The sequence below is a fragment of the Desulfosporosinus sp. I2 genome (genome assembly GCF_000960765.1).
In the GTDB taxonomy this organism is placed as follows: Bacteria; Bacillota; Desulfitobacteriia; order Desulfitobacteriales; family Desulfitobacteriaceae; genus Desulfosporosinus.
In genome coordinates, this window is the sequence record NZ_JYNH01000008.1 from 37,283 (window position 1) to 60,186 (window position 22,904).

A 22,904-nucleotide genomic window follows, 5' to 3' on the forward strand; every position below is an offset into this window, starting at 1 on the left:
TAACTAACTTGATAATGAAATTCAAGGCGGTGAAATTGTGATATGGTTATTATTACTCTTAATTAGTATTGTTCAAGTAACCTTGATTTGGAAAAATATTCTTTTGAAAAACCAAGACCCTGGAAAAACGATTGTTTGGTTTTTTGTTCTCGGGCTTCTGCCCATATTCGGGTTTCTCCTATATAAGGTATTGGGTCAAAAAACACCGGGTAAAGGCACGAACACTAAGATTCTAGCAAAGGATCAGCTTGACCGAACAGAGATATTACCTCAACATTTTGAGGACTCTGAACAAAAACTTGCCCATCTTCTTTTGAAAAATGGACAGGCACACTTAACTATTCGTAATCAGGTCGAGATTCTTTTGAACGGGCAGCAAAAATTCAGAGCGTTATTCAACGCCTTAGAAGGAGCAAGCCTTCACATACACCTCAGCTATTTTATCTTTAAAGACGATGAAATTGGCGAAGATGTCATGAAGATCTTGACTCGTAAAGTTTCTGAAGGTGTAGAAGTTCGAGTCCTGCTTGATGGGATGGGGAGTCTTTCTATTTCTGGAGGTTTGATGAAACGAATGCGAGCAGCGGGGATTCGCGCAGAATGGTTTTTCCCGATTCGCTTTCCCTATCTAACCTCCAGGCTAAACCTGCGTTATCACCGCAAGATCGTGGTTGTGGATGGACGGATAGGTTTTACCGGGGGATTGAATATTGGAGATGAGTACTTATCGCGCGACTCAAAATTAGGTTTTTGGCGGGATACGCATTTAAAACTACAAGGGGAAGCTGTCCAGAGCCTCCAAGCGATTTTCTTAAACGATTGGCAGTTTGTTACCGGTGAAGAATATCATGGTTCTTGTTATTTTCCCCAAACGAGCATTATGCAAAATCTACCTATTCAAATACTCGTAGATGGCCCCGATTCAATTTATTCTGCGATTTTGCAAAGTTTCTTTAGCATGATAACTATGGCGAAGCACAGCATCTACATAGAAACCCCTTACTTTATCCCTGATGAGAGCTTGATTATGGCTTTAAAAACTGCTGCTCTCAAAGGTTTAGACGTCAGAATTATTGTCCAAGGAATCCCTGAAAGCAAACTGACCTATTGGGCTATGAATTCATATTTTGAAGACTTACTTCAAGCGGGTGTAAGAATCTTCAAATACATGAAAGGAACTCTTCATGCCAAAATTCTCCTCATAGATAATCATCTTGCCTCAGTAGGTTCAGCGAATATGGATCTTCGAAGTTTTTTCTTAGATTATGAGATATGTACCTATATGTATGATCAGGCTTTGACGGAACACTTAAAACAGAATTTTGAATCGGACTTAAAAGAGAGTCACGAAGTGATCTTTATGGACTTTCAGCATCGCTCAATGATTGATCGGTCAAAAGAATCGATTGCCCGCTTATTTTCATCGCTTTTATAATTTTGATTTTAAAAGATGCCATTATTGTCTTAGAAGACTGGTGGCATCTTCTTTTTACTTATTCAACTTTGATTCGGCCAATGAGAAAACTGAATCACAAAGTTCATTTCAAAAATAATTTAAGTTAGCAAATCAGAAAATTTGTTTCGAATACGTCTATAGATTGAAAGTGTAAATTATAAACGACTTTTTGAGATCTATACGCTTCCAAAATCTATGGTATGCTTATTTAAGCCAGAAAATAGTTGATCAAGTATAGAGGAAGATAGGAGGTTGACGAACGAGGTGGAGGTCAATTCGTCGTTTGATGAGACCTACGAACTACTATTTCCATTGATCTACAGATTTGTGTCGCTCCGCGTGCCCAAGTCTGATGTGGAAGATGTCACTGCCGATATTATCGTCAAAGTATGGCGGGGGTTAGATAATATAGAGAAAAAGACTGCTCTTAAATCCTGGGCACTTACTATAGCGACACATCAGATTGCAGATTATTACAGAACTCATAAACGAAAACCTCTCATAATTTTAGATGAAACAACCAAGCCCCTCCCTCAGGAATTTGACCAAAGTGAAACGTGGGCCACTCTTTTAAGCGTAGGAGAAGCCTTGGCAAAACTCCCGCCTCAACAGGTCAACGTTATTCAGCTACGTTTGATTGAGGGTTTTAGTGCTGGGGAAGTTGCAGAAATTATGGGATCAACTCAACAGGCAGTGGACAGCCTCTTATACCGAGCAAAAAAAGGGTTCCGCAAATTATATCAGGGGAAGGAAAAAGGGGGGAGGGTCCTATGAGATGGCTATTGAAGAGATCACAACCCATGACCCTCTGGGAAGAGGATGGTGATTTACAACGCATGAGAGCATTTTTTCATACGTTTGAAGCAGAATCAGAAGGTCAAGAACAGATAAAACAAAGCGTCAAGGAAAAGGCCCTCGAGAAAATGGCAAGCGCTGAAGAAAACGAAGAGTTACCGGTGAATAGCAAAGCAGGCTTAGTGCAACGAATTCGAGTAAGATTACAGGCCTTGATTGGAACCTTTCCCAGGAAACTAAGCATTTCTGTCGCTATGTTGGCCATCCTTTTGATCCTAGGGCAAGGGGCCATGAATTCATGGAATATATTTCCTAAAATGGGCAACTCTCAAAAATTGCCACAATCCATCACCACACCGAAAATGGCTGATTCAGCTAGAACAAAGGGAGAAAGCTCATCAAATGGTGGAGCTTTATTCGGTGACATTTCACCAAGCGAAGGGACTGAGCAGAAAGCAGCTTCTTTGAATTCAGCTGACACATCCACCCACAAACAGAATTCACTTGCAATTCTTCCTGTTCCACCGGATCAAGCGATCATACCACCAGCCGATGCAGGGATCCCCCGCAAGATTATTCATGATTTGTCGTTAACCCTCGAAGTGACCATCGTTAATGACGCGGTTAACTCGATAAGCCAAGAAGCTCAAAAACTCCAAGGATATGTCGTTTCATCCCAACAAAGTGGGTTAGATAATCATTCATCCGCACAGCTTACGATTAAGATTCCAGCAGATAAACTGAATGCCTTGCGTGATTCGCTCTCATCATGGGGCAAAGTACTCGATCAGCAGCTCCTGGCTAATGACATTACCAATCAATACTATGACTCTCAATCTCGCTTACAAGTTCTAGAGGCAGAAGAGCAGCGTTACCTTGAGATTCTGAACCAGGCCAAAACTGTCGACGATGTGCTTAAAGTGGAAAATGCACTTGGAAACGTCCGCCAGCAAATTGAACAACTTAAAGGGCAACTAAAACTTTGGAACAATCAAGTCGATTATTCGACAGTGACCCTTCAGCTCGTTACCCAACAAAGTCAGAATATAAAGGTTCAGAATGCTTGGCAACCGATTTCATGGAGTAAGACCTGGGAAGCGACTGGGGATGCAGTACTAAAAACCATGAGTACCTTGTGGAATGCTCTGAATTATCTAGTGGTCGGAATAGGGTATGCGTCCCCTTACCTTCTAATTGGAGCTGTAGGATGGGCTCTTTATCGAGTATGGAAAAAGAAGAATTCTTAAAGACTGTTCCCAGTGATATAATCCCTGGCTATCTTTAGCTCTGTGAAGGTCTAGATCTGTGTATAATGCAGGATCTAGGCCTTCCTCTTGTCAACCACTTAACTTTACTCAGAAGATATATGTCTGTATAATAAATAGGTAATCTTCAAATCTTGAGCAAGGTCGGAGGTATGTATTTGAAACTCACAATGCGTACAAAGTTTATTGGAGGGATCATGGGGATTGCCGTGGGTGCCATCCTTGCCGCCTACGGGATCCAGGGCTTTATTGTCTATTCCGGGTTAAGCGGAGGTGGAGTTGGTGGGATTGCTCTGCTCCTTTTCTATATTTTTAAGCTTCCGATTGGGGTAGCGACATTTGTTTTAAATGTGCCTTTGTTTGTGTTAGGCTGGCGTGAAGTCGATAAACAGTTTGTCTTTAAAACCATATGGGGATTAGCAATATTCTCCGTTTTTCTTGATCTATTTGCCGGCATTCAACCGCTTGACGTTCAGGACATTTTTTTGGGAGCTCTTTATGGAGGGGTGATCTCAGGAATTTCCTCAGCTATTGTTTTCCACTTCGGTGGAAGCCTAGGCGGAACAGACATCATAGCTAAGGTGATTCAACAAAAATATGGTGTGCCAATGGGTACGTCCGCCCTAGCAATTAACGGAGTCATTATCCTAATATCTGGGGCATTACTTGGGCCAAAAGTGGCACTTTATACGTTGGTTATGCTGTTTGTATATGGTCGTGTACTCGATTTAATTCAAAGCGGAGTTCCATCGAAATCCATTACTATCATTTCAGATCAATCCGAGGCCTTAGTTGATCGAATTATGGTTGATTTGGGACGGGGCGCAACGTTTTTACATGGAAGAGGAGCATACTCCTGTGAGCCAAAGGACGTAATTATTTGCGTCGTCAGTCTGCCTGAAATAGGTCGTCTAAAACGAGCTGTTCGAGAAGTAGATCCTTCTGCATTTATGATCGTCCAAAATGCCGGAGAGGTCCTTGGCAAAGGATTTCTTTCCAATGATTAAGTGCCAGTAACTACTTCATTTCTGAATCTAACGATTTGAGTTCACTTAAGGTAACAAATCGATACCCAAGGTTTTGAAGAGAATCAAGGATTGTACCCAATGACTTCACAGTTTGACTGCGCTGATACCCTCCATCATGCATAAGGATAATGGCACCAGGAAAAACGTCGCGCATGACATTATCCACAATTTGTTTTACTCCAGGGTTACGCCAGTCTTTGCTGTCCACACTCCATAGGGCGACGATATGTCCATTTTGTTTAATAGTTTCCAGTTGGGTTTTAGTTACAAGCCCTCTTGGAGGACGATAGAAATAGGTATGGCTACCAGTTGCCTCAAAGACAACTTGGTCGGTTTGACTCATTTCTACCATAAACTTGCTTTGTGGATAATTATGGGTAAAGCTATGGTTTCCGATTTCATGGCCTTCATTAATTAAGCGTTTAAGTAAGTACGGGTTCTCTTGAGCCGCTTTTCCTAAAACAAAAAATGTGGCCCGAACTTTCTTTGCTTTGAGGATATTTAGAACATCGGGTGTATCAATCGGATCAGGTCCATCGTCAAAGGTTAAAGCAACCACTTTTTCCTGAGTATGTGACATGTAATAGGTTCCAGGTGTCCGAACCAGTGAAGGGATCGATAACATGTGTTGAGATAGACTGAACAAGCCTATTGTGATGATCAGTAACAGAAACGTTATTATTAGTTTGCGTCGAGACAATACGTAAATGAACAATAAATTTCCACCCCCATATCGCTTCTATATTTCTATGGATAAATAACGACTTCCATGCCTAAGAATCATCTTAAACATAGCAACCTTAAAAAGGTTAAGGAAGATAGTGGTTATCTAGTATGAAAAACTTGAAGGCTGGGATTAACCAGCTTTTTGTGACTATCAGAAAGTATACATTGAGACTATAAGTTGATGAGGGGTCTAGAAAGGAGTGGCTGATTTTGGGTTTCCGTTTCGTATTCGGGCGTGCAGGTAGTGGTAAGAGTACCCTTTGTTTGGAAGAAATCCGTAGCGAATTGCGCTTGGAACCCTTAGGGGAATCTCTGATCCTTCTTGTCCCGGAACAGGCAACTTATCAGATGGAAATAGCCCTAGCCAACACACCCGATCTGGGTGGAAGTTTACGCGCACAAGTCTTAAGTTTTCGAAGACTTGGCTGGCGCGTATTTTCGGAAACCGGAGGCGGACAGAAAGTCCTAATCGGCACGATTGGGAAACGGATGCTCCTGCGCCAGATTCTTTTAAAACATCGACTTCAGTTAAAAGCATTTGCCCGTTCGGCTACCCGACCGGGTATGGCTGATCTTCTCGCCCAAGCCATCGGGGAATTTAAAACATATCGGATTGCTCCCAGTGTATTGCGAAATGTAACCATGACGGACGGTATTTTAAACGATAAACTGCAGGACTTAGCCCTTATTTTTGAAGAATATCAAGCAGCACTTGGCCTAGGTACACGCGATACGGATGATGAATTATCAGTTTTGGCAGAAAAAAATCCCTGATGCGCCCTTTCTCCAAGGGGCCATTGTATGGGTTGACGGATTTACCGGATTTACCCCTCAAGAATTAGAAGTCTTGAAAACCCTTGTCAGAACGGCCAAGGAAGTAATCGTAACTTCCCCTCTCGATCCGTTTTTAGTAACAGAGGAGCTTACCCAAGGCGAGGGGATCTTTAAAGTGGGGGAGGATTTTTTTACAGGTCCTTGGCGTACTTATCAAGATCTGCAACGTATTGTAGTTGAGACTGGCACCACTATACATCCTCCGAGCTTGCTTAAGAACACGAAGCGCTTTAAACATCCCTGGCTAAGTCATTTAGAAACAAATTTCTTTGTTTACCCGATCACAACAATGCCCGAAGCAGGGAACCAGGCTGGAATCTTAAGTGGGGAGGGAATTCAAGTCTTATCTGCCGTTAATCGGCGGGCTGAAGTGGAAGGGGTTGCACGGGAACTACGGCGCTTGGTCAGAACTGAAGGGTTACGCTGGAACGAAATTGCGATCATGAGTCGTGATCTTACAGGCTACCATGAACTCATTACTCAGGTGTTTACAGCCTATGATGTTCCACATTTTTTAGATCATAAACGATCTGTCCTTCATCATCCCTTGATTGAATTAGTACAATCCATTCCAGAAGTGGCAGTGAAACATTGGAGCTATGAGCCTCTCTTTCGTTGTTTGAAGACGGATTTTTTCCCGCTGCAAAGGGATGCGATCGATCGACTGGAGAATTACGTACTTGAACACGGAATTCACGGAGAGGGTTGGGACAGAAATGTGGACTGGCGTTATCACCGCCAATGGACTCTGGGGCAAAATGAAGAACAACGTTCCGAGGAATTAAAATTCCAGGCTGAGCTGAATACTTTCAGGCAAATAGTTTATGACCTTATTAATCCCTTCATTCAAAGTGTCATACCAGGAATCCACGCTGAGACCCTGAATGTACGGGACGTGACAGAAATATTGTTTAGTTTTTTAGAAAGGCTTAATGTTCAAGCCACTTTAAAGGAATGGTCACAAAAGGCTCAGATGCAGGGGAATCTAGGCGAAGCCAAACTCCATGAACAAATCTGGGAAGCAGTTATCCAAGTCCTTGATGAAATAGTAGCAGGCTTGGGGGATGAGTCTCTGAATCTGGAGGACTACTCCTTAATTCTCGCCTCTGGCCTTGAAGCGATTGAACTGGGTCTGATTCCTCCTGGACTGGACCAGGTCTTAGTAGGGTCGTTAGATCGTTCACGGAATCCAGAAGTGAGGGTGCTTGTTCTCATGGGAGCTAATGAAGGGGTACTGCCTGCCCGTCCAGGAACAGATGGAGTTCTCGACGAGTATGAAAGGGAACAATTGAAGATGGTTGGCATCCCTCTAGCTCCTAAAGGAAAGGCCCAGACCTTTGAAGAGCAATTTTTTATTTACTCAGCACTTACCCGAGCTACGGAAAAACTGGTGGTTAGTTACCCTTTGACGGATGAAGAGGGGAAAGGGCTGACGGTTTCGCCCGTTGTCAGAAGACTAAAGCTTCTTTTTCCAACCCTATCAGAGAGTTTCGTAGGTAACCAAGAGGACATTCAGCGCCTAAGTCATCCCAATTCTGCCCTGCAAGCTTATGCAGAACAACTACGCACGTTGCGTGAAGGGGAGCCACTTTCCCCATTGTGGCAGGCTACTGAAGCATGGCTGGCACAGGACCCCCTTCAAACTAATCAAATTCAGCGTTTACAAGCTAGTCTTTTATACCAGAATCAAGAAGAACGACTCCAACGACCTCTCGCACGTCGCTTATATGGTAAATGCTTGAAGGCCAGCGTCTCTCGTTTAGAACAATTCGCTAAGTGTCCGTTTGGGCATTATGCTCGTTATGGACTTAAGCTTCGTGAAAGACCCACTTATCAGCTAACGAGTCCCAATATGGGTGAATTCTTTCATACTATCCTCCATAATTTTGCCATTCAACTCCAAGAACGTGGCTTAGATTGGGGCAAATTGACGAAGGAAGAATCTTGGGCACTCGTTAATCAACTTGCAGACGAGCTTGTCCCAAACCTTCAACACAACATCCTCCAAAGTAGTTCTCGCTATCGGTTTTTAACCCATAAATTAAAGCGAACAGTTCATCACGCTGTAAAAGTCCTTGCTGAACATGCTCGTAAAGGGATTTTCATTCCAATTCAGTTGGAAGTAGGTTTTGGCCCCAATCAAACACTCCCAGGAATCGAGATTCCTTTGACTGAAGAGGATTCCCTGTTGCTATGTGGGCAAATTGACCGAGTGGATGCTGCCTTCTTAGATGGACAAGTCTATTTGCGGATTCTTGATTATAAGTCCCGTGAACTATCCTTAGCCCTGGATTCAATATATTATGGATTAAATCTCCAATTACTCACTTATTTAAAGGTTGCTCTACAGGGAGCAGAAGTATTACTGAACACAACATCCCCTCAGAAAGTTCCCGCAGGGTTTCTGTATTTTCCTGTACTGGAACCCCAGCTTGAAGAGAATATACCGATTAGCCCAGAAGAATTGGAAGAACATCGTGTTCAGGCCGTTAAAGTCAGTGGGTATTTATTAGCGAATCCACGGGTCCTAGAAGCTATGGATTCTACCTTCACCACCGGACGTTCTGATTTACTGGGGGTAACCTTAAAAAAAGACGGAACCTTTAAGAAAGGGGCCAACGTCCTAACGGAGGAACAGTTTTCCATACTTAGTGATTATCTTCATAAGTGGTTCCGACAAACAGGGGAGAGACTATTTGATGGGGATATTTCACTATCTCCCTATCGGAGAGGAAAGAGCACTGGATGTCAATACTGTTCTTTTAAACCCGTGTGTCACTTTGATCCCTACCTTCCAGAAAACCAATACCGAGACCTACCTGCCTTAAAGCATGAAGAGGTATGGCGCCGCGTGGAGAATACCACTCTCGAGCAGAATTTTGGCTCCTCATCCGATTCGAACCTTCATTCAAACGTAAAAGGTCCAGAAAGCCTAGATTTCAACTGGTTGGAAGGAGAGAAACTTATATGAGTGAACCAAAATGGACTGCGGAACAACTAGCCGCAATCCAATTGCGAGGCCAGCTTCTAGTGGCTGCTGCTGCAGGTTCCGGAAAAACTGCTGTGCTTGTGAAACGCTTAATTCACAGAATCACAGACCTAGAAGACCCAGCCGATGTCGATCGCTTTCTGGTTGTAACCTTTACTAAAGCGGCCGCCAACGAGATGCGCGAGCGTATTGGCAAAGCTTTAGATGATACTCTTATTCAGGAACCTGAGATTGAGGTAATTGAACGTCTCCATCGGCAACGCACGCTTCTTAATCGGGCAAGCATTACCACATTACATTCCTTTTGCTTAGAATTAATCCGAAAGTATTTTTATCAACTTGAACTGGATCCAGCCTTTCGAATTGCAGATCAAGCTGAGGCCGAACTTTTACGTCAGGACGTGGTTGAAGATCTTTTTGAAACCTACTATGAACGAGAAGATGGTCCCTTTTTGAAGCTTGTCGAGGCCTTTGGAACGGATCGCGATGACCAACCTTTGATGGGTCATGTCTTACATCTTTATAATTTTGCCTATAGTCAACCTCGGCCAGCTGAATGGTTAAGTGCACTTCACAAAGCTTATATGTGGGAGACGATTGAATCTTTGATGCAAAGTCAATGGGGGCAATCAGCTCGGCAAGGGCTTATGGACAGTGTGGGAGAAAGTTTTAACTTACTCGAACGTGCTCAACTAATAGCCCAGGCTCAACAAGGACCAGTGCCCTATGCTGAGACAATTCAAGATGATCTTAATCGAATTGGGTTACTAAATCGTGCTTTGAAAGAAGGGGATTGGACTCAGGTCGAACTACAATTCCAACTAGCTGTTAATTTTCCTAAGCTAAAACCAATGACTTCAAAAGCCAAGAAAATAGCCCTTTCAAACGAAGATACACCGAATTTTGATGAAGCAAGCCAAAAGTCATTACAAGAAGAATGCAAAAAATTGAGAGAAGACGCTAAAAAGAAACTTAATTCTCTCAAGGATGATGTCTTTACTTTTCCCCTTGAGCAGCAACTTCCTGCCCTTCGCGAGATGGGCACATTGGTGCAAACACTTGGAGCCTTAGTCCAGGAATTCTCTCGAGTCTATCGAGCGGCTAAGGACTCCCGTACCCTCCTAGACTTTACCGACTTAGAACATTTCGCCCTGCAACTACTGGAGGTAGAGGGTAAGGCTTCTCTGATCGCTCAAGGATTAAAGGAGTATTATGCGGAAGTTTTAGTGGATGAATATCAGGACATTAACCCTGTTCAAGAGCGAATCTTACAGCTTGTATCAAGACAAGAGGGGTCTCCAAATCTCTTTATGGTCGGAGATGTCAAACAAAGTATCTATCGCTTTCGCATGGCTGATCCCAGCTTATTTCTTGCTAAATACAGCACTTTGCCCCATTGGAATTCGAGTAAACCGGGGGATACCTCTTATACGGAGATCATCATCGATCTTAATAAGAATTTCCGAAGTCGTCTAGAAGTGGTAGATGGGGTAAACTTTCTCTTCCGTCAAATTATGACGAAAGGGGCAGGGGAAATTCCTTATGATGATCAAGCAGCTTTACAATATGGAGCCGCGTTTGTCTCTGGTCAGGATCAACTTTGCACAGCAGAAGGACCGATTGAAGTTCACCTGATTGACTCTAACAGCATCAAACAACAGTTGACCGAACTTTCCATTACTGAGGGAATGGACGACATGGACTTCACGTCGTCGGAGAGTGCCTCCGGCACTGAAGTTCAGAGCCCTTTAGGCGCTGAAGAAACCATAAATTCTGAGGATCTTGATAAAGCACGGATTGAAGCGCGCTTAGTGAGTGATCGAATTCAACAGATGGTTCAAGGAGCAGAATTTCAGATTTATGACAAGGATCTTAAACTTTATCGCCCTGTCCGGTACTCGGATATTGTGATTTTGATGCGTTCTTATTCGGCTGTTGCGCCAATCTATGTGGAAGAATTCCAAAGCTCTGACATTCCCGTTTATGCTGAAACAACCAGTGGTTATTTTGGCGCGAGCGAAGTAGAAACGATGTTATCCTTGCTTAAAATAATTGATAATCCGCGTTTGGATATTCCCTTAGCTGCTGTCCTTCGTTCTCCACTCGTGGGTCTCAATGGGAGTGAGTTAGGCAAACTTCGAATGATGCTTCCTGAAGGAGACTTCTATGAGGCCTTAACTCTAGGGGTATGGGCTGCACTCGTCCATGAAACTCTAGGCCCAGATCTAGAAAATCAGTTCAGACAAATCTTAGATCTTTACGAAGATTCTTGGGAAAGGCGGCTTAAAAAAGCCCAGGAGATTTTAACTACGGCTCCGGCACTTAAGGATAAAATTTCAAGTTTTTGGATTAATCTACAAATCTGGAGAACCAGATCTCGCCGAACTTCCCTGGCAGATCTACTTTGGTCTCTATATGAAGAGACTGGGTACTTGATGTATGTGGGGACTTTGCCAGCGGGTATTCAGCGTCAGGCCAACCTACGGGTCCTTTATGATCGAGCCAGTCGATTTGAGGCAACGAGGTACCGTGGTTTGTTCCGCTTTTTGCGTTTCTTGGAGCGTTTTCAAGGACAAGGCAAAGATATGGGCAATGCTCGCGCTTTAGGAGAAAACGAAAATGTTGTTCGTTTGATCACGGTTCACGCTAGCAAAGGGTTGGAGTTCCCGGTTGTTTTTGTGGTTGGTTTAGGACGAACGTTTAATACGCAAAGTCTCAAGGGAAAAGTGCTACTTCACTCAAAATTAGGAATGGGCATGCCAATTATCGATGTGGAAAATAATGTTCGTTACCCTTCTTTAATCCAGTACGCTGTCAAACAACGTCTAGCACAAGAATCGTTGGCAGAAGAATTACGGATTCTTTATGTTGCACTAACACGAGCTAAAGAACGACTTTTTCTCTATGGTAATATTGATAACTATGATAAAACTCTTGCCAAATGGCAACGAACTTCTGCTTGGAACGAGATCCCCTTACCAGAGGGTCAACTTCGGAGTGCCAAATGCTATCTGGATTGGATGGGCCCAGCCCTTGTTCGCCACCCCCAACGTCTCTTTAGTGAAGCGGTGCTACCAGAAAATTATCAAACGAAGTTTTCACTTCCCGAAGCTAGTTCAAGCTGGGAGATACATCTTCATCAAAGCTTAACTTCGGGCAAAGATCATTGCCACGAACAAAATCATGAAGTGAGTGGCGATGACAATCTTGAGGGAGCTACCGATCATCAAATAGCGAACTCTGAAAATAAAACTAAAGAACAATGGTTTATTGAGATTGACCAGCAGCTAAACTGGCAATATCCCTACCACAAGTCTGTTGCTCAGATATCTAAAACAAGTGTTAGCGAACTGAAGCGGTTGAACAATTGGCATACCCAGGATAACGTCTCTCCGATTCCAACGCTTTCAAAACAAACAGATTTTATGAAGCGTCCGAACTTCCTCCAGGTCGCGCAATCTTTAAATGCTGCGGAACGGGGAACAGCCTTGCACACGGTTATGCAACATATTCCCTTTAAGGAACTGACAACCCTTTGGCCCAATTTAGTTCAATCAGAGCAGATCGATTATATTCTTGAATTTTTAAACCTACTCGAAAAACGTGAAATCCTTAGAGCAGACCAAAAGAGCGTCATTCAGCCAAGCCAGATTGTTGAATTTCTAGGCTCTCCTCTAGGGCAGCGACTTTTTAAAGCGGAACAGGTACTTCGAGAAGTACCATTTACCTTGACGCTTCCTAATTGGGATCAAACCACAGTTTTAGTTCAAGGGGTTATTGATGTTGTGGTTATAAATAATAACGATCACCAAAGGAAAACGGCAGAAATTCTTGACTACAAGACAGATTCACTGAAGGCAGATGGCGAAACGGAACCTGAGGAGGTCTTGCGCAATCGATATGCTCTCCAACTTTCACTTTATGCTCATGCCATCGAGCATTTAACCAAAATTAAGGTTGAAAAAAGTACCCTTTACTCCTTTAGCTTAGGTTGCGAAATTGATATTTCTGGTGAGCTTCTCAAAGAGATTTTAGGGAACGCTTTCCCGTTATTCTGTTAACTAATACTGTAAACCTAAAGGCAAAACCATCAAATAACCAGGAGGATCCTCTAAAGACATTTAGTTTTTTATGATATAATAATTAAAGTTTTAAAATATTTGTTATATTTAGAGAGGATTTATGACTTCGGTGGCGAATTACTAAGTGTTCTTTGTGATTGTTGTAACTATCTTTAATAGGAGTAAGGAAGAAAGAGGGGTTGTAATGAGTCAAAATAAAATAGGTTCTGTTTTGATTGTTGGCGCAGGGATTGCTGGGATTCAAGCTGCACTGGATTTAGCAGAGTCGGGATACTTAGTTCATTTGGTAGAAGAATCGTCAGCAATTGGCGGAACTATGCCAATGTTGGATAAGACCTTCCCAACGAATGATTGTTCGATGTGCATTTTATCCCCGAAATTAGTGGAGTGCGGACGCCATCTTAATATCAGAACCTACACCAATTCACAAGTTGTCAAATCAGAAGGAGAAGCTGGAAACTTCAAAGTAACCATTAAACAAAAGGCCCGTTATATTGACCTAGAAAAATGTACGGGTTGTGGTGCATGTGCTGAAGCTTGCCCAGTCAAAGTCGATGATGAATTTAATCAGGGCTTAGGAAAGCGTAAAGCTGCGTTTAAACAGTATTCCCAAGCCTTCCCCAATGCCTATGGAATTGACGAAAAGAATTGTTTGTATCAAACCCGTGGTAAAGCAAAAGGTAAGGATATTTGCCTAAAATGTGTTAAAGCATGTCAAGCAGGGGCAATCGACCATCAGATGGAAGACAAAGAATTTGAAGTTGAAGTCGGTTCTATGATTCTTAATCCAGGCTTTAAAGTGTTTGATGCCTCTAGCCTCGATTATTACGGCTATGGAACGATCAAAAGCGTTATAACAAGCCTAGAGTTCGAGCGTCTTCTCAGTGCATCAGGGCCCTTTGATGGACATTTAGTAAGGCCTTTTGACCAGAAAGAACCTCAAAAAATTGCCTGGATTCAATGCGTTGGTTCCAGAAACGCTAAAATTAATCATAACTACTGCTCCGGTGTTTGCTGTATGTATGCTATTAAAGAAGCAGTTATCGCCAAAGAACACAGCCATATTCCAGTGGATACGACCATATTCTATATGGATATGAGAACTCCTGGCAAAGATTTTGAAAAATATTATAACAATGCTAAGAATAATCAGGGGGTTAACTTCATCCGTTCTCGTGTTTATGAAGTAACCGAAGCCAAAGATGATTCAGGAGATGCAGTGATCAGATACTCTACAGAAGACGGTCAAATTTGCACAGACCAATTTGATTTAGTTGTTCTGTCAGTGGGTCTTGAGCCAGGCGATAGTTCCAAAGACTTAGCCAATATGTTAGATCTAAAGGTCAATAAATATGGATTTGCTGAGCTTCAACCACTAAGCGGAGTCAATACTTCTAAAGATGGAGTTTTTGCTGCAGGTGCTTTTAGTGGTCCAAGAGATATTCCGGAAACAGTTATGCAAGCAAGTGCCGCGGCTGGTGCTGCCTCTGCTTTATTATCCGATGAGCGTGGAACTTTAGTCAGTGAAAAAGAATATCCACCTGAACTAGATGTTGCTGGGGATGTTATCCGAACTGGAGTCTTTATTTGTCACTGCGGTGTTAATATCGGTAGCGTTGTCAATGTGCCCAGTGTGGTTGAGTACGCCAAAACTCTACCTACCGTTGCTTATGCCACTGATAAAATCTATGCTTGTTCACAAGATGCTCAAGCTTCGATCAAAGCTCTGATTAGTGAACAAAAATTAAACAGAATCGTGGTTTCTTCCTGTAGCCCACGAACCCATGAGCCTTTATTCCAAGAGACGTTGAAGGAAGCTGGGTTGAATGCTCACCTATTTGACATGGCCAATATCCGTGACCAATGTTCTTGGGTTCATATGCATGAGCCAGAAAAAGCGACCGAAAAAGCGAAAGATCTCACAAAGTTAGCGATCGTGCGTGCTTCCATGCAACAACCTGTTCAACCTATCTTCATGGCCATGAACCATGCTGCCTTGGTGATCGGTGGCGGAGTAGCGGGTATGACCAGTGCCCTATCTCTAGCGGATCAAGGATATGAGGTCCATTTGGTCGAAAAAGACAAGGTTCTAGGCGGCGTAGCGAGGAGATTCTCCACTGGTTTCAGAGGAGAAGATATGAAAGCCTTTGTTGCGGACCTAATTGATCAAGTAAGTAATCATCCAAACATCAAACTCCACGTAGGTGTCGGCATAAAAGATGTTGGAGGTTTCTTAGGCAGCTTTACAACCACTTTGGAAAATGGAGAACAGATAGCACATGGCGTTGCACTTCTGACCATTGGAGGCCAAGAATATAAGCCTCATGAATATCTCTATGGCCAAGACCAGCGAATAATGACACAAATTGAAATGGATGAGGCACTCTATAACCATGACTCTAAAGTAGAAAACGCCAAGAATTTTGTCTTCATCCAATGCGTCGGCTCGCGTTGTGATGAAAATCCTTATTGCAGCCGTACTTGCTGTACTAAATCAGTGAAGTTAGCGCTTAAAGTCAAAAAGAAAAATCCAAAGGCTAATATCTTCGTTCTGTACCGTGATATGAGAACCTATGGCTACTTTGAAGAGGATTATGAAGAAGCGAGACGAATTGGGATCATCTTTGTCCGCTATAGTGAGAATGCCAAACCTGTCGTTAATAAAGAAGGGGATACCTTAGTAGTAACCGTAACAGATCATGTCTTAGATCGCCCGCTTGAGATTGAGGCAGATGTGATTTGCTTAGCGGCGGCCATTAAAGCACCCGAAGACGGCAGAAAGCTTTCCAAATGGTTCAAAATCCCCTTAAATGCCGATGGCTTCTTCTTAGAAGCACATATGAAATTGCGCCCTGTTGATTTTAGTACTGATGGTGTATTTATGGCTGGAATCGCACACAGCCCCAAAAACATGGAAGAAGTTATTACCCAAGCTAAAGCTGCTGCTGGACGCGCGGGTGTGGCCTTGTCCAAAGATCAGGTAGAATCTGCAGGTCTTAATGCCTTTGTTAATAAACGCAAATGTACCGCTTGTGGAACTTGTGAAGCAGTTTGCTCGGCCAAAGCAGTCACCGTTGATTTGGTTAACCGCGTAGCTGTTGTGAATGATGCTCTGTGTAAAGGCTGTGGAGCCTGCGCTTCGAGTTGTCGTTGTGGAGCCATAAGCCTCAGAGGATGTACAAATGAACAAATTGTCGAGATGTTGAATTTCCTATAAGGATTAGGCACCTAATAATAATTGGGAAAGGTAGATGATTATGGGAGAAATTCAGGTTGAAACTGAAAATAAAAAGTACGATCCAAAAATTGCTGCTTTCTTGTGTAACTGGTGTAGTTATGCAGGAGCGGATCTAGCGGGTGTCGGTAGAATTCAATATCCACCCACTATTAGAACGATTAGGGTCCCATGCTCCGGTAGAATCAATCCTTTGTATATCTTAAAAGCGATGGCAAATGGAGCTGATGGAGTCTTGGTATCCGGATGTCACCCAGGGGACTGCCATTATATTAGTGGCAACTATGTAGCACGCAGAAAATTTGCGCTCATTAAATCGTTGCTAACTTATGTTGGCTTAGAGGAAGATCGAGTTAATTTTTCATGGGTATCAGCAGCAGAAGGTGGCCGCTTCGCTGAAGTTGTGAAAGGGGTTAGCGAGCGGGTCGGTGCCCTTGGACCTAATAAAGGGGTCTTTAAAGTAGATGACGGGGGTGCAACGGATGAATAAAATTATCAGCGATATCCGAGAAACGGCCCGTCAATTACTGGCTGATGGCAAAGTAGACGTTGTTATTGGATACGAAAAAGGTTCCTTACCGTTAAAGGCGACTCCTTGCTTTGTGCATTCTGCTCAAGAGGTTGATTCATTAATTTGGGATGAAACCTGCGAGAATAACCTAGCAGCATTTGTAGCTAAGACGCCAGGCAAGAAGGCCATTGTAGCAAAAGGCTGTGACAGTCGAGCTTTAGTCGTTCTGTTGCAAGAAAACCAACTGGTCAGAGATGACTTGTATATCATTGGAGTTTCCTGTCATGGGGTCATCGATCAAAGAAAAATTGGAGCTGAAGTGGGAGAAATTCTTGAAGCTAGTATCACCGATGGAAAAATATCCGTGAAAGGGATGGAAGGGGATAAAGAGTATCTCTTTGCAGAAGTGAAAGATGCTACCTGTCAAACCTGCCGTTACCCTAATCCAGTCATAGAGGACCTTCATCTTGGTGAATTAATTCAAGTTTCTCAAGACGTTGCCGCTTTTGCCGACGTAGCGGCCATGGAAAACAAATCTGAGAGCGAACGACAAGAGTATTTCAAAGAGCAAATGAGTAAGTGCATTCGCTGTTACGCCTGTCGTAACGCTTGTCCTTTATGCTATTGTCAGGAATGTTTTGTTGATTGTAATTCTCCAAGATGGCTTACGGGTGGAGTGGATCGTGCCGAAAATCTCCTTTTCCAAGCTGGACGTGTGCTTCACTTAGCTGGACGTTGTGTTGATTGTGGGGCTTGTAGCCGTGCTTGTCTGCAAGGGGTTGACATTCGTGCCTTAAACCGCAAAATGACCAAAGATGTTTACGAAATGTATAACCATGAGTCCGGTATAAGTGAAGAGGGTAAACCTGCTCTGAATGTATACAGTGCAAATGATCCAGAAGAACAGTTCTTGGTAAAGGAGTGAGGTGAGAAAATGAAGATAAGTAAAGAAAAATTTGGCCAAGCATTGGATGCTTTAATCGCTGAATACCAAATAATTGCTCCTGTTAGTGATGCTAACGGAATTGCTTTCAAAGGAGTCAAAAGCTTCTCAGAAGTCAAGCAAGATTATCTCAATTCTAAACTTCCTCCCAAAGCTTTCTTTTTTCCTCAACATGAAAAACTTATGTCTTATAAAAAAGAAGGTAAAGATGTAACTGTTAAGAGTGAACTTAAAGTTGAGAACACGGTTCTTTTTGGAATTAGACCGTGTGATGCTAAAGGAATGCAACTCTTAGATATGGTCTTCAAAAATGATCAGTATACAGACCCCTATTATTATGAACGACGTGAAAAAGCTGTCATCATCGGGGTTGCCTGTCAAAAAATCGCTCCAACGTGTTTTTGCTCCTCGTTTGGGATTTCTCCGGCAGGTAGTGAAGGGTCCGATCTGTTTTTAATCGATCTCGGAGATTCCTACGACGTAGAAGTAATCACTGAGAAAGGTAAAGCCTTAGCTGCTCGTTTCGAGGCCCTCTCAGAACTGACAGCTGATGAACAAGCTTTGGTTGAAAAAGTGAAACGTGCAGAAACTACGAGTAAGGTCGATGTCTCAACCACCACCAGTAAACTTGATAAAATGTTCAATAGTCCTTATTGGGATTCTCTCCAAGAGAAGTGCATAGGGTGTAATGTTTGTTCATTCTCTTGTCCTACCTGTCATTGCTTTGATATTTCCGAGGAAGTGCGAAAAAATGAAGGAACTAGAGTGCGAACTTGGGATGGTTGTATGGCTCCCCTCTTTACACTTCATGGTTCTGGTCATAACCCACGGGATCATAAAAAGGCCCGTTGGCGTCAGCGGATGATGCACAAGTTCAATTATTTTGTCCATAACAATGGGTCTATGTCGTGCGTAGGCTGTGGTCGCTGCATAAAAAGTTGCCCAGTTAATATGGATATTCGACAAGTCATTGATGGGGCTAACAAAGCAGAATTGGTGGTGGAATGATGCAACAGAATCCTTATATCCCAATAACAATGAAACTAGTTAAAAATTTAGTAGAAACTGAAGACAAGCTGATCAATACCTTCACTTTAGAGTTTCTCAATAAACAAGATGAAGAAAACTTTAAATATATGCCTGGGCAATTCGCCGAACTTAGTGCCTATGGTCATGGAGAGGCACCTTTCGGAATCGCAACGTCTCCGACAGAGCCTGGAATTCTGAAGTTTTCGGTTGCAAAAGTAGGCTGCGTCTCTAATGCCTTACACCTTATGGAAGAAGGAACCATGGTAGGAGTCAGAGGACCCATGGGAAATTACTATCCAATCGAAGAGTTTAAAGGTAAAAATCTTGTTATTATCGGTGGAGGTTTTGCGTTTACGACGCTGCGTTCATTGGCTAAATACATGCTCGATCCTAAACATCGTGGTGACTATGGAGATATTACGGTTATTTACGGTGCCAGAAACCCTGGCTTATTGCTCTACAAGGAAGAATTAGCCGAGTGGGAAAACAATCCTAATATTAATTTAGTCACCACCATCGATAGACCGGCTGAAGGTTGGAATAAACACGTGGGCTTTATTCCTAGCATTACAGAACAAATTGCTCCTTCTTCGGTGAACACCTATGCTGTCGTGTGCGGACCACCAGCCATGATCAAATTTACATTACCAGTCTTAGAAAAACTCAACTTCCCTCCCGAACGTATTTACACTTCTTTAGAAATGCGCATGAAATGCGGCTTGGGAATCTGCGGTCGTTGTAATATCGGCACGGAATATGTTTGTAAAGATGGCCCGGTTTTTTCCATGGCTCAGTTAAAAGAGCTCCCTAGTGAATATTAATCAAATCGGAGGTGATAGTAAGAATGGCTGAACCCATTAGAGTTAAAGACTTAGATCAAACCCTGCGAGATGAAGTGGCAGGATTATTAAAAGGGTACGATTTTTCCAACTGCCTGACTTGTGGTATGTGCACGGCTGGCTGTAAGTATAGTGATTTAATCGAGGACCAGGATCCCCGTAAATTCATTCGCAAAGTAGCCCTTGGAATGCGAGAAGAAGTAGAAAATGATCCTTTTGTTTGGAATTGCAATATGTGTGAACGCTGTACTGTAGAATGCCCTATGGGTGTAAATATTGCGGCTATAACCAGAGCTTTCCGAGGAAAAACTCCTGTTCCGCCCGGTCATTTACAGATTATTGCCGATGACCATATACGTACGGGTAACCAAATGGCTGTAGAACAACTCGATTATGATGAAACTCTGGAATGGCTTGAGGAGGAACTTCAGAAAGAACTGAACGATCCAACTTATAAGATACCTATAGACAAGCCTGATGCTGATTTTATGTTCGGCTTCAATGCTAGAGAGATCAAACATTATCCACATGAACTGCAAACAATTTTACATGTCTTTTATGCAGCCAAAGCAAACTATACACTAAGCAGTAAACGTTGGGATGCAACCAATATCTGTTTGTTCACCGGGAAAAACGATGAATTTCAAGAGATTTCACGTCCACTCTTTGAAGAAGTAGAACGATTAAATGCAAAAGAACTAATCGTTACAGAATGTGGTCACGCTTTCCGTTCCTGTAAAATGTTTCAGCGTAGCTTCTGGAAAGGCAAGCAATTCCCAGTGCGTCACATAGTCGAAATTTATGCTGATTGGATCAAAGAAGGCAGACTAAAATTAGATAAGAGTAAAAATCCACTCCCAGTAACCCTTCACGATCCCTGTAATACGGTTCGTAAAGAAGGAGTCTATGAGCCACAACGCTATGTTATTAAGCATGTCGTGGAGGATTATCGTGAAATGAATCCTGATGGCAAGTATAACATTTGTTGTGGAGCAGGTGGTGGAGCTTTAGCCGTAGCGGCTACTAAACAGCAGCGTATGATTAAAGCAAAACCTAAAGTTGATCAATTAGTAGCGACTGGTGCCAAAATTGGCTGCATTCCCTGTCACAATTGCATTGACCAGTTTAATGACATGAATAAATTCTATAAATTGGGTATGAAAATGCATCATCTCAGCACTCTCATTGAAAATGCGCTGATACCCGATGAGCCAGCCACAGAAGAAGCTAAGTAGATATCGATAAGCATAAGGCCTCGTATGCGGAATGATTCCGCATTAACGGGGCCTTTTTGTCGTATTTAATATTTTCAATGATAATATCCTATTCCTTCTCTTATTAAATCAGTGCAGTCGGAGAGGTTTAAGGTTATAATAAATTTGTATCTAGTTGATTAAAGAGTGTTAGACATTGTGAAAAATGTAACGGAAAGAGAGAAAAACATATGGCAGTACAAATTCTGACGGATAGCACGAGCTACTTAGGAGCGCCTCTCAGGGAAGAGTACAAGATAAGGATGGTATCCTTAAATCTATCCTTTGGTAAAGAAAGTATGAGAGAAACGGATATTGATAATGAGACTTTCTATAAAATGATGGCTGAAAAAGGAATTCCGACTTCATCACAGCCTTCTGTTGGGGAAATGTATGATGAAATGATTAGAGTCATTGAGAAGGGCGACAGTTTATGTTGCATTTTCTTGTCTTCAGAAATGAGCGGGACGCTATCGGCAGGACAACTCGCTAAAGAAATGGTTTCGGAAAAGTATGAGAATGCTCAGATCGAGATTGTAGATTCAAGGTCGAACTGTATGCAACTTGGCTTTGCTGTTATACAAGCTGCAAGAGCGGCAAAAGCGGGACTGACATTGGAGCAGGTCAAAGAAGCAGCTTTAGCTAATATTAAAAGAAGTCGCTTTTTATTTATACCCGAGAATCTTGAATACTTAAAAAAAGGCGGCAGAATTGGCGGAGCTAGTGCCTTAATCGGAAATCTTTTTAAAATTATTCCAATTTTGACTGTAGATAATGGCAAAACTAATATCCTTACAAAGGTAAGAACGAAGAAGAATGCCGTGACGGCAATGGTGGAACGAATGTTACAGGATATCCATACATTTGGGCTGGGAGAAGTTGTTGTTCTCCATATCCATTGTTTAAATGAAGCTACTGAACTTAAAAACGAAATTCAAGATAAGCTTAAGATCACTATAGATATCTTGGATATAGGGCCAGTTATTGGATTACATGTAGGTCCAGGAACAATAGCCATTGCGTATTACACGGAAAAAGTCATGCGTTAACAATGACAACATGTAACAGGCATGTAGGTTTAGCATAGGGATAAATGGTATAATATCATTGATAGTTAACTTAGATTAGTATGGCTTAAGAGCAGTGTGTAGACAGACGAAGAGAGGTTTTTTCATGTTCGAATATCAAGGAATTCTATTTAATAATGCAAATCCGCGCCACCCTGACGGTACTAAAGCATGGAGCCAAATATGTAGAATATGCGCAGTACATTATCAAATCAAACGTAGTATGCTGGAAAGTGTTTGAAGCGGAACATGTGGTGTACAAGGTTGTACACGCCAAGCTAGGTATTATATCAATTTTGAGGACGGGGAACTGGTCGAAGTTCCAGAATAGGTAGTCTTATTTTAAAGATCAGATCTTTCCTAAGCAGTTAACTACCCTTAAAGGAGGATTTAAATGCCTATTAAGCTCAGTAAAACCCTATGGACCCTAGTTATTGTATTTATCATCGTTACAACCGTCATTTTTTCCTTTGGAATCTTGTTAGTTGGGGCAGCGCTTGCTAGTCTATACGGCATATATCGTTATTACTTCGGAAGGAAACGATCCAGTAAATTCAAAGTGAGACCGCAAGAGTTTATGTATGGGGAAGTAGTAGACATAAAAGCAGAAGTCATAGACATTAAAGCAGAAGCAATAGATCAGACGATCTCAGACAAAATCTCCAATAGAAATAAATAGAAGTTGAAATAGTTTGTACCATCGTCCTTGGGGCGGTGGTTTTTTATATGCAATTAATAATTCTTAAATAGGTGGCTTACAAAGATTTGTCCAAGCACAATGTTATAGTTAATTTAGAATATTAGTTCTCATAAAATAAATGAGGGTAGGGGATGTACATGTCAATTTCAAAA

The 22,904-nt window shown here is 42.3% G+C and carries 16 protein-coding genes; 15 read left to right on the top strand and 1 reads right to left on the bottom strand.

The genetic code is table 11. The features are described 5' to 3' along the window. The first annotated feature begins 37 nt into the window (after positions 1-37). The 4 genes from cls (at position 38) to UF75_RS03880 (ending at position 4,523) form a co-directional block, all read left to right on the top strand. Positions 38-1,435 carry a cardiolipin synthase gene (gene cls, locus UF75_RS03865; RefSeq protein WP_045573279.1) on the top strand — a complete coding sequence of 466 codons (1,398 nt, stop codon included), beginning with the start codon at positions 38-40 and terminating at the stop codon, positions 1,433-1,435. Positions 1,436-1,720: 285 nt separating this feature from the next. Further along, on the top strand, positions 1,721-2,230 hold the full coding sequence (locus tag UF75_RS03870; RefSeq protein WP_045573280.1) for an RNA polymerase sigma factor: 510 nt from the start codon (positions 1,721-1,723) through the stop codon (positions 2,228-2,230). Then, the gene (locus UF75_RS03875; RefSeq protein ID WP_045573281.1) at positions 2,227-3,498 is read left to right on the top strand and encodes a DUF4349 domain-containing protein; all 1,272 of its coding nucleotides are present in this window, start codon (positions 2,227-2,229) and stop codon (positions 3,496-3,498) included. The genes UF75_RS03870 and UF75_RS03875 overlap by 4 nt, the downstream gene beginning before the upstream one ends. A gap of 176 nt (positions 3,499-3,674) precedes the next feature. Then, positions 3,675-4,523 carry a YitT family protein gene (locus UF75_RS03880; RefSeq protein ID WP_197079317.1) on the top strand — a complete coding sequence of 283 codons (849 nt, stop codon included), beginning with the start codon at positions 3,675-3,677 and terminating at the stop codon, positions 4,521-4,523. Positions 4,524-4,533: 10 nt separating this feature from the next. Here the strand turns inward: UF75_RS03880 and UF75_RS03885 are convergent, their stop codons facing one another. After that, positions 4,534-5,244 carry a polysaccharide deacetylase family protein gene (locus UF75_RS03885; RefSeq protein ID WP_348983027.1) on the bottom strand — a complete coding sequence of 237 codons (711 nt, stop codon included), beginning with the start codon at positions 5,242-5,244 and terminating at the stop codon, positions 4,534-4,536. Positions 5,245-5,480: 236 nt separating this feature from the next. On the opposite strand from UF75_RS03885, the gene UF75_RS29840 reads away from it, so the two are divergent. The 11 genes from UF75_RS29840 to UF75_RS03940 all read left to right on the top strand — a co-directional run bounded on the left by UF75_RS29840 (position 5,481) and on the right by UF75_RS03940 (position 22,731). Next, positions 5,481-6,044, top strand: coding sequence for a hypothetical protein (locus UF75_RS29840; protein ID WP_242860103.1), 564 nt, complete (start codon positions 5,481-5,483; stop codon positions 6,042-6,044). After that, positions 6,007-9,075, top strand: a complete 3,069-nt coding sequence (gene addB / locus UF75_RS03890) for a helicase-exonuclease AddAB subunit AddB (RefSeq protein WP_242860104.1) — start codon at positions 6,007-6,009, stop codon at positions 9,073-9,075. Before UF75_RS29840 ends, addB begins: the two co-directional genes overlap by 38 nt. After that, entirely contained in the window at positions 9,072-13,154 is a 4,083-nt protein-coding gene (gene addA, locus UF75_RS03895) for a helicase-exonuclease AddAB subunit AddA (protein ID WP_045573284.1), read from the top strand. Before addB ends, addA begins: the two co-directional genes overlap by 4 nt. Positions 13,155-13,359: 205 nt before the next feature. Continuing rightward, the gene (locus tag UF75_RS03900; protein WP_045573285.1) at positions 13,360-16,392 is read left to right on the top strand and encodes an FAD-dependent oxidoreductase; all 3,033 of its coding nucleotides are present in this window, start codon (positions 13,360-13,362) and stop codon (positions 16,390-16,392) included. Between the two features lie 40 nt (positions 16,393-16,432). After that, positions 16,433-16,900 carry a hydrogenase iron-sulfur subunit gene (locus tag UF75_RS03905; RefSeq protein WP_045573286.1) on the top strand — a complete coding sequence of 156 codons (468 nt, stop codon included), beginning with the start codon at positions 16,433-16,435 and terminating at the stop codon, positions 16,898-16,900. Beyond that, complete coding sequence (locus tag UF75_RS03910) at positions 16,893-17,846, top strand: 4Fe-4S ferredoxin (protein WP_045573287.1); 954 nt, start codon at positions 16,893-16,895, stop codon at positions 17,844-17,846. Before UF75_RS03905 ends, UF75_RS03910 begins: the two co-directional genes overlap by 8 nt. 9 nt (positions 17,847-17,855) lie before the next feature. After that, positions 17,856-18,872, top strand: a complete 1,017-nt coding sequence (locus UF75_RS03915; protein WP_045573288.1) for a 4Fe-4S dicluster domain-containing protein — start codon at positions 17,856-17,858, stop codon at positions 18,870-18,872. Next, positions 18,872-19,714 (top strand): FAD/NAD(P)-binding protein, encoded by an 843-nt coding sequence (locus UF75_RS03920; protein ID WP_045573289.1) that lies wholly within the window; start codon positions 18,872-18,874, stop codon positions 19,712-19,714. Before UF75_RS03915 ends, UF75_RS03920 begins: the two co-directional genes overlap by 1 nt. A gap of 23 nt (positions 19,715-19,737) precedes the next feature. Beyond that, positions 19,738-20,967: a (Fe-S)-binding protein gene (locus UF75_RS03925; RefSeq protein ID WP_045573290.1), complete on the top strand. Its 1,230-nt coding sequence runs from the start codon at positions 19,738-19,740 to the stop codon at positions 20,965-20,967. Between the two features lie 209 nt (positions 20,968-21,176). Continuing rightward, entirely contained in the window at positions 21,177-22,034 is an 858-nt protein-coding gene (locus UF75_RS03930) for a DegV family protein (RefSeq protein WP_045573291.1), read from the top strand. A 412-nt stretch (positions 22,035-22,446) separates the two neighbouring features. Beyond that, positions 22,447-22,731 carry a hypothetical protein gene (locus tag UF75_RS03940; RefSeq protein ID WP_045573293.1) on the top strand — a complete coding sequence of 95 codons (285 nt, stop codon included), beginning with the start codon at positions 22,447-22,449 and terminating at the stop codon, positions 22,729-22,731. The last annotated feature ends 173 nt before the right edge of the window (positions 22,732-22,904 follow it).

Excerpts from the sequence above, each read along its gene's own strand:
- UF75_RS03875 (WP_045573281.1), top strand. The coding sequence starts at position 2,227 with ATGAGATGGCTATTGAAGAGATCACAACCCATGACCCTCTGGGAAGAG.
- addB (WP_242860104.1), top strand. The coding sequence starts at position 6,007 with ATGATGAATTATCAGTTTTGGCAGAAAAAAATCCCTGATGCGCCCTTT.
- addA (WP_045573284.1), top strand. The coding sequence starts at position 9,072 with ATGAGTGAACCAAAATGGACTGCGGAACAACTAGCCGCAATCCAATTG.
- UF75_RS03900 (WP_045573285.1), top strand. The coding sequence starts at position 13,360 with ATGAGTCAAAATAAAATAGGTTCTGTTTTGATTGTTGGCGCAGGGATT.
- UF75_RS03905 (WP_045573286.1), top strand. The coding sequence starts at position 16,433 with ATGGGAGAAATTCAGGTTGAAACTGAAAATAAAAAGTACGATCCAAAA.
- UF75_RS03910 (WP_045573287.1), top strand. The coding sequence starts at position 16,893 with ATGAATAAAATTATCAGCGATATCCGAGAAACGGCCCGTCAATTACTG.
- UF75_RS03915 (WP_045573288.1), top strand. The coding sequence starts at position 17,856 with ATGAAGATAAGTAAAGAAAAATTTGGCCAAGCATTGGATGCTTTAATC.
- UF75_RS03920 (WP_045573289.1), top strand. The coding sequence starts at position 18,872 with ATGCAACAGAATCCTTATATCCCAATAACAATGAAACTAGTTAAAAAT.
- UF75_RS03925 (WP_045573290.1), top strand. The coding sequence starts at position 19,738 with ATGGCTGAACCCATTAGAGTTAAAGACTTAGATCAAACCCTGCGAGAT.
- UF75_RS03930 (WP_045573291.1), top strand. The coding sequence starts at position 21,177 with ATGGCAGTACAAATTCTGACGGATAGCACGAGCTACTTAGGAGCGCCT.
- UF75_RS03940 (WP_045573293.1), top strand. The coding sequence starts at position 22,447 with ATGCCTATTAAGCTCAGTAAAACCCTATGGACCCTAGTTATTGTATTT.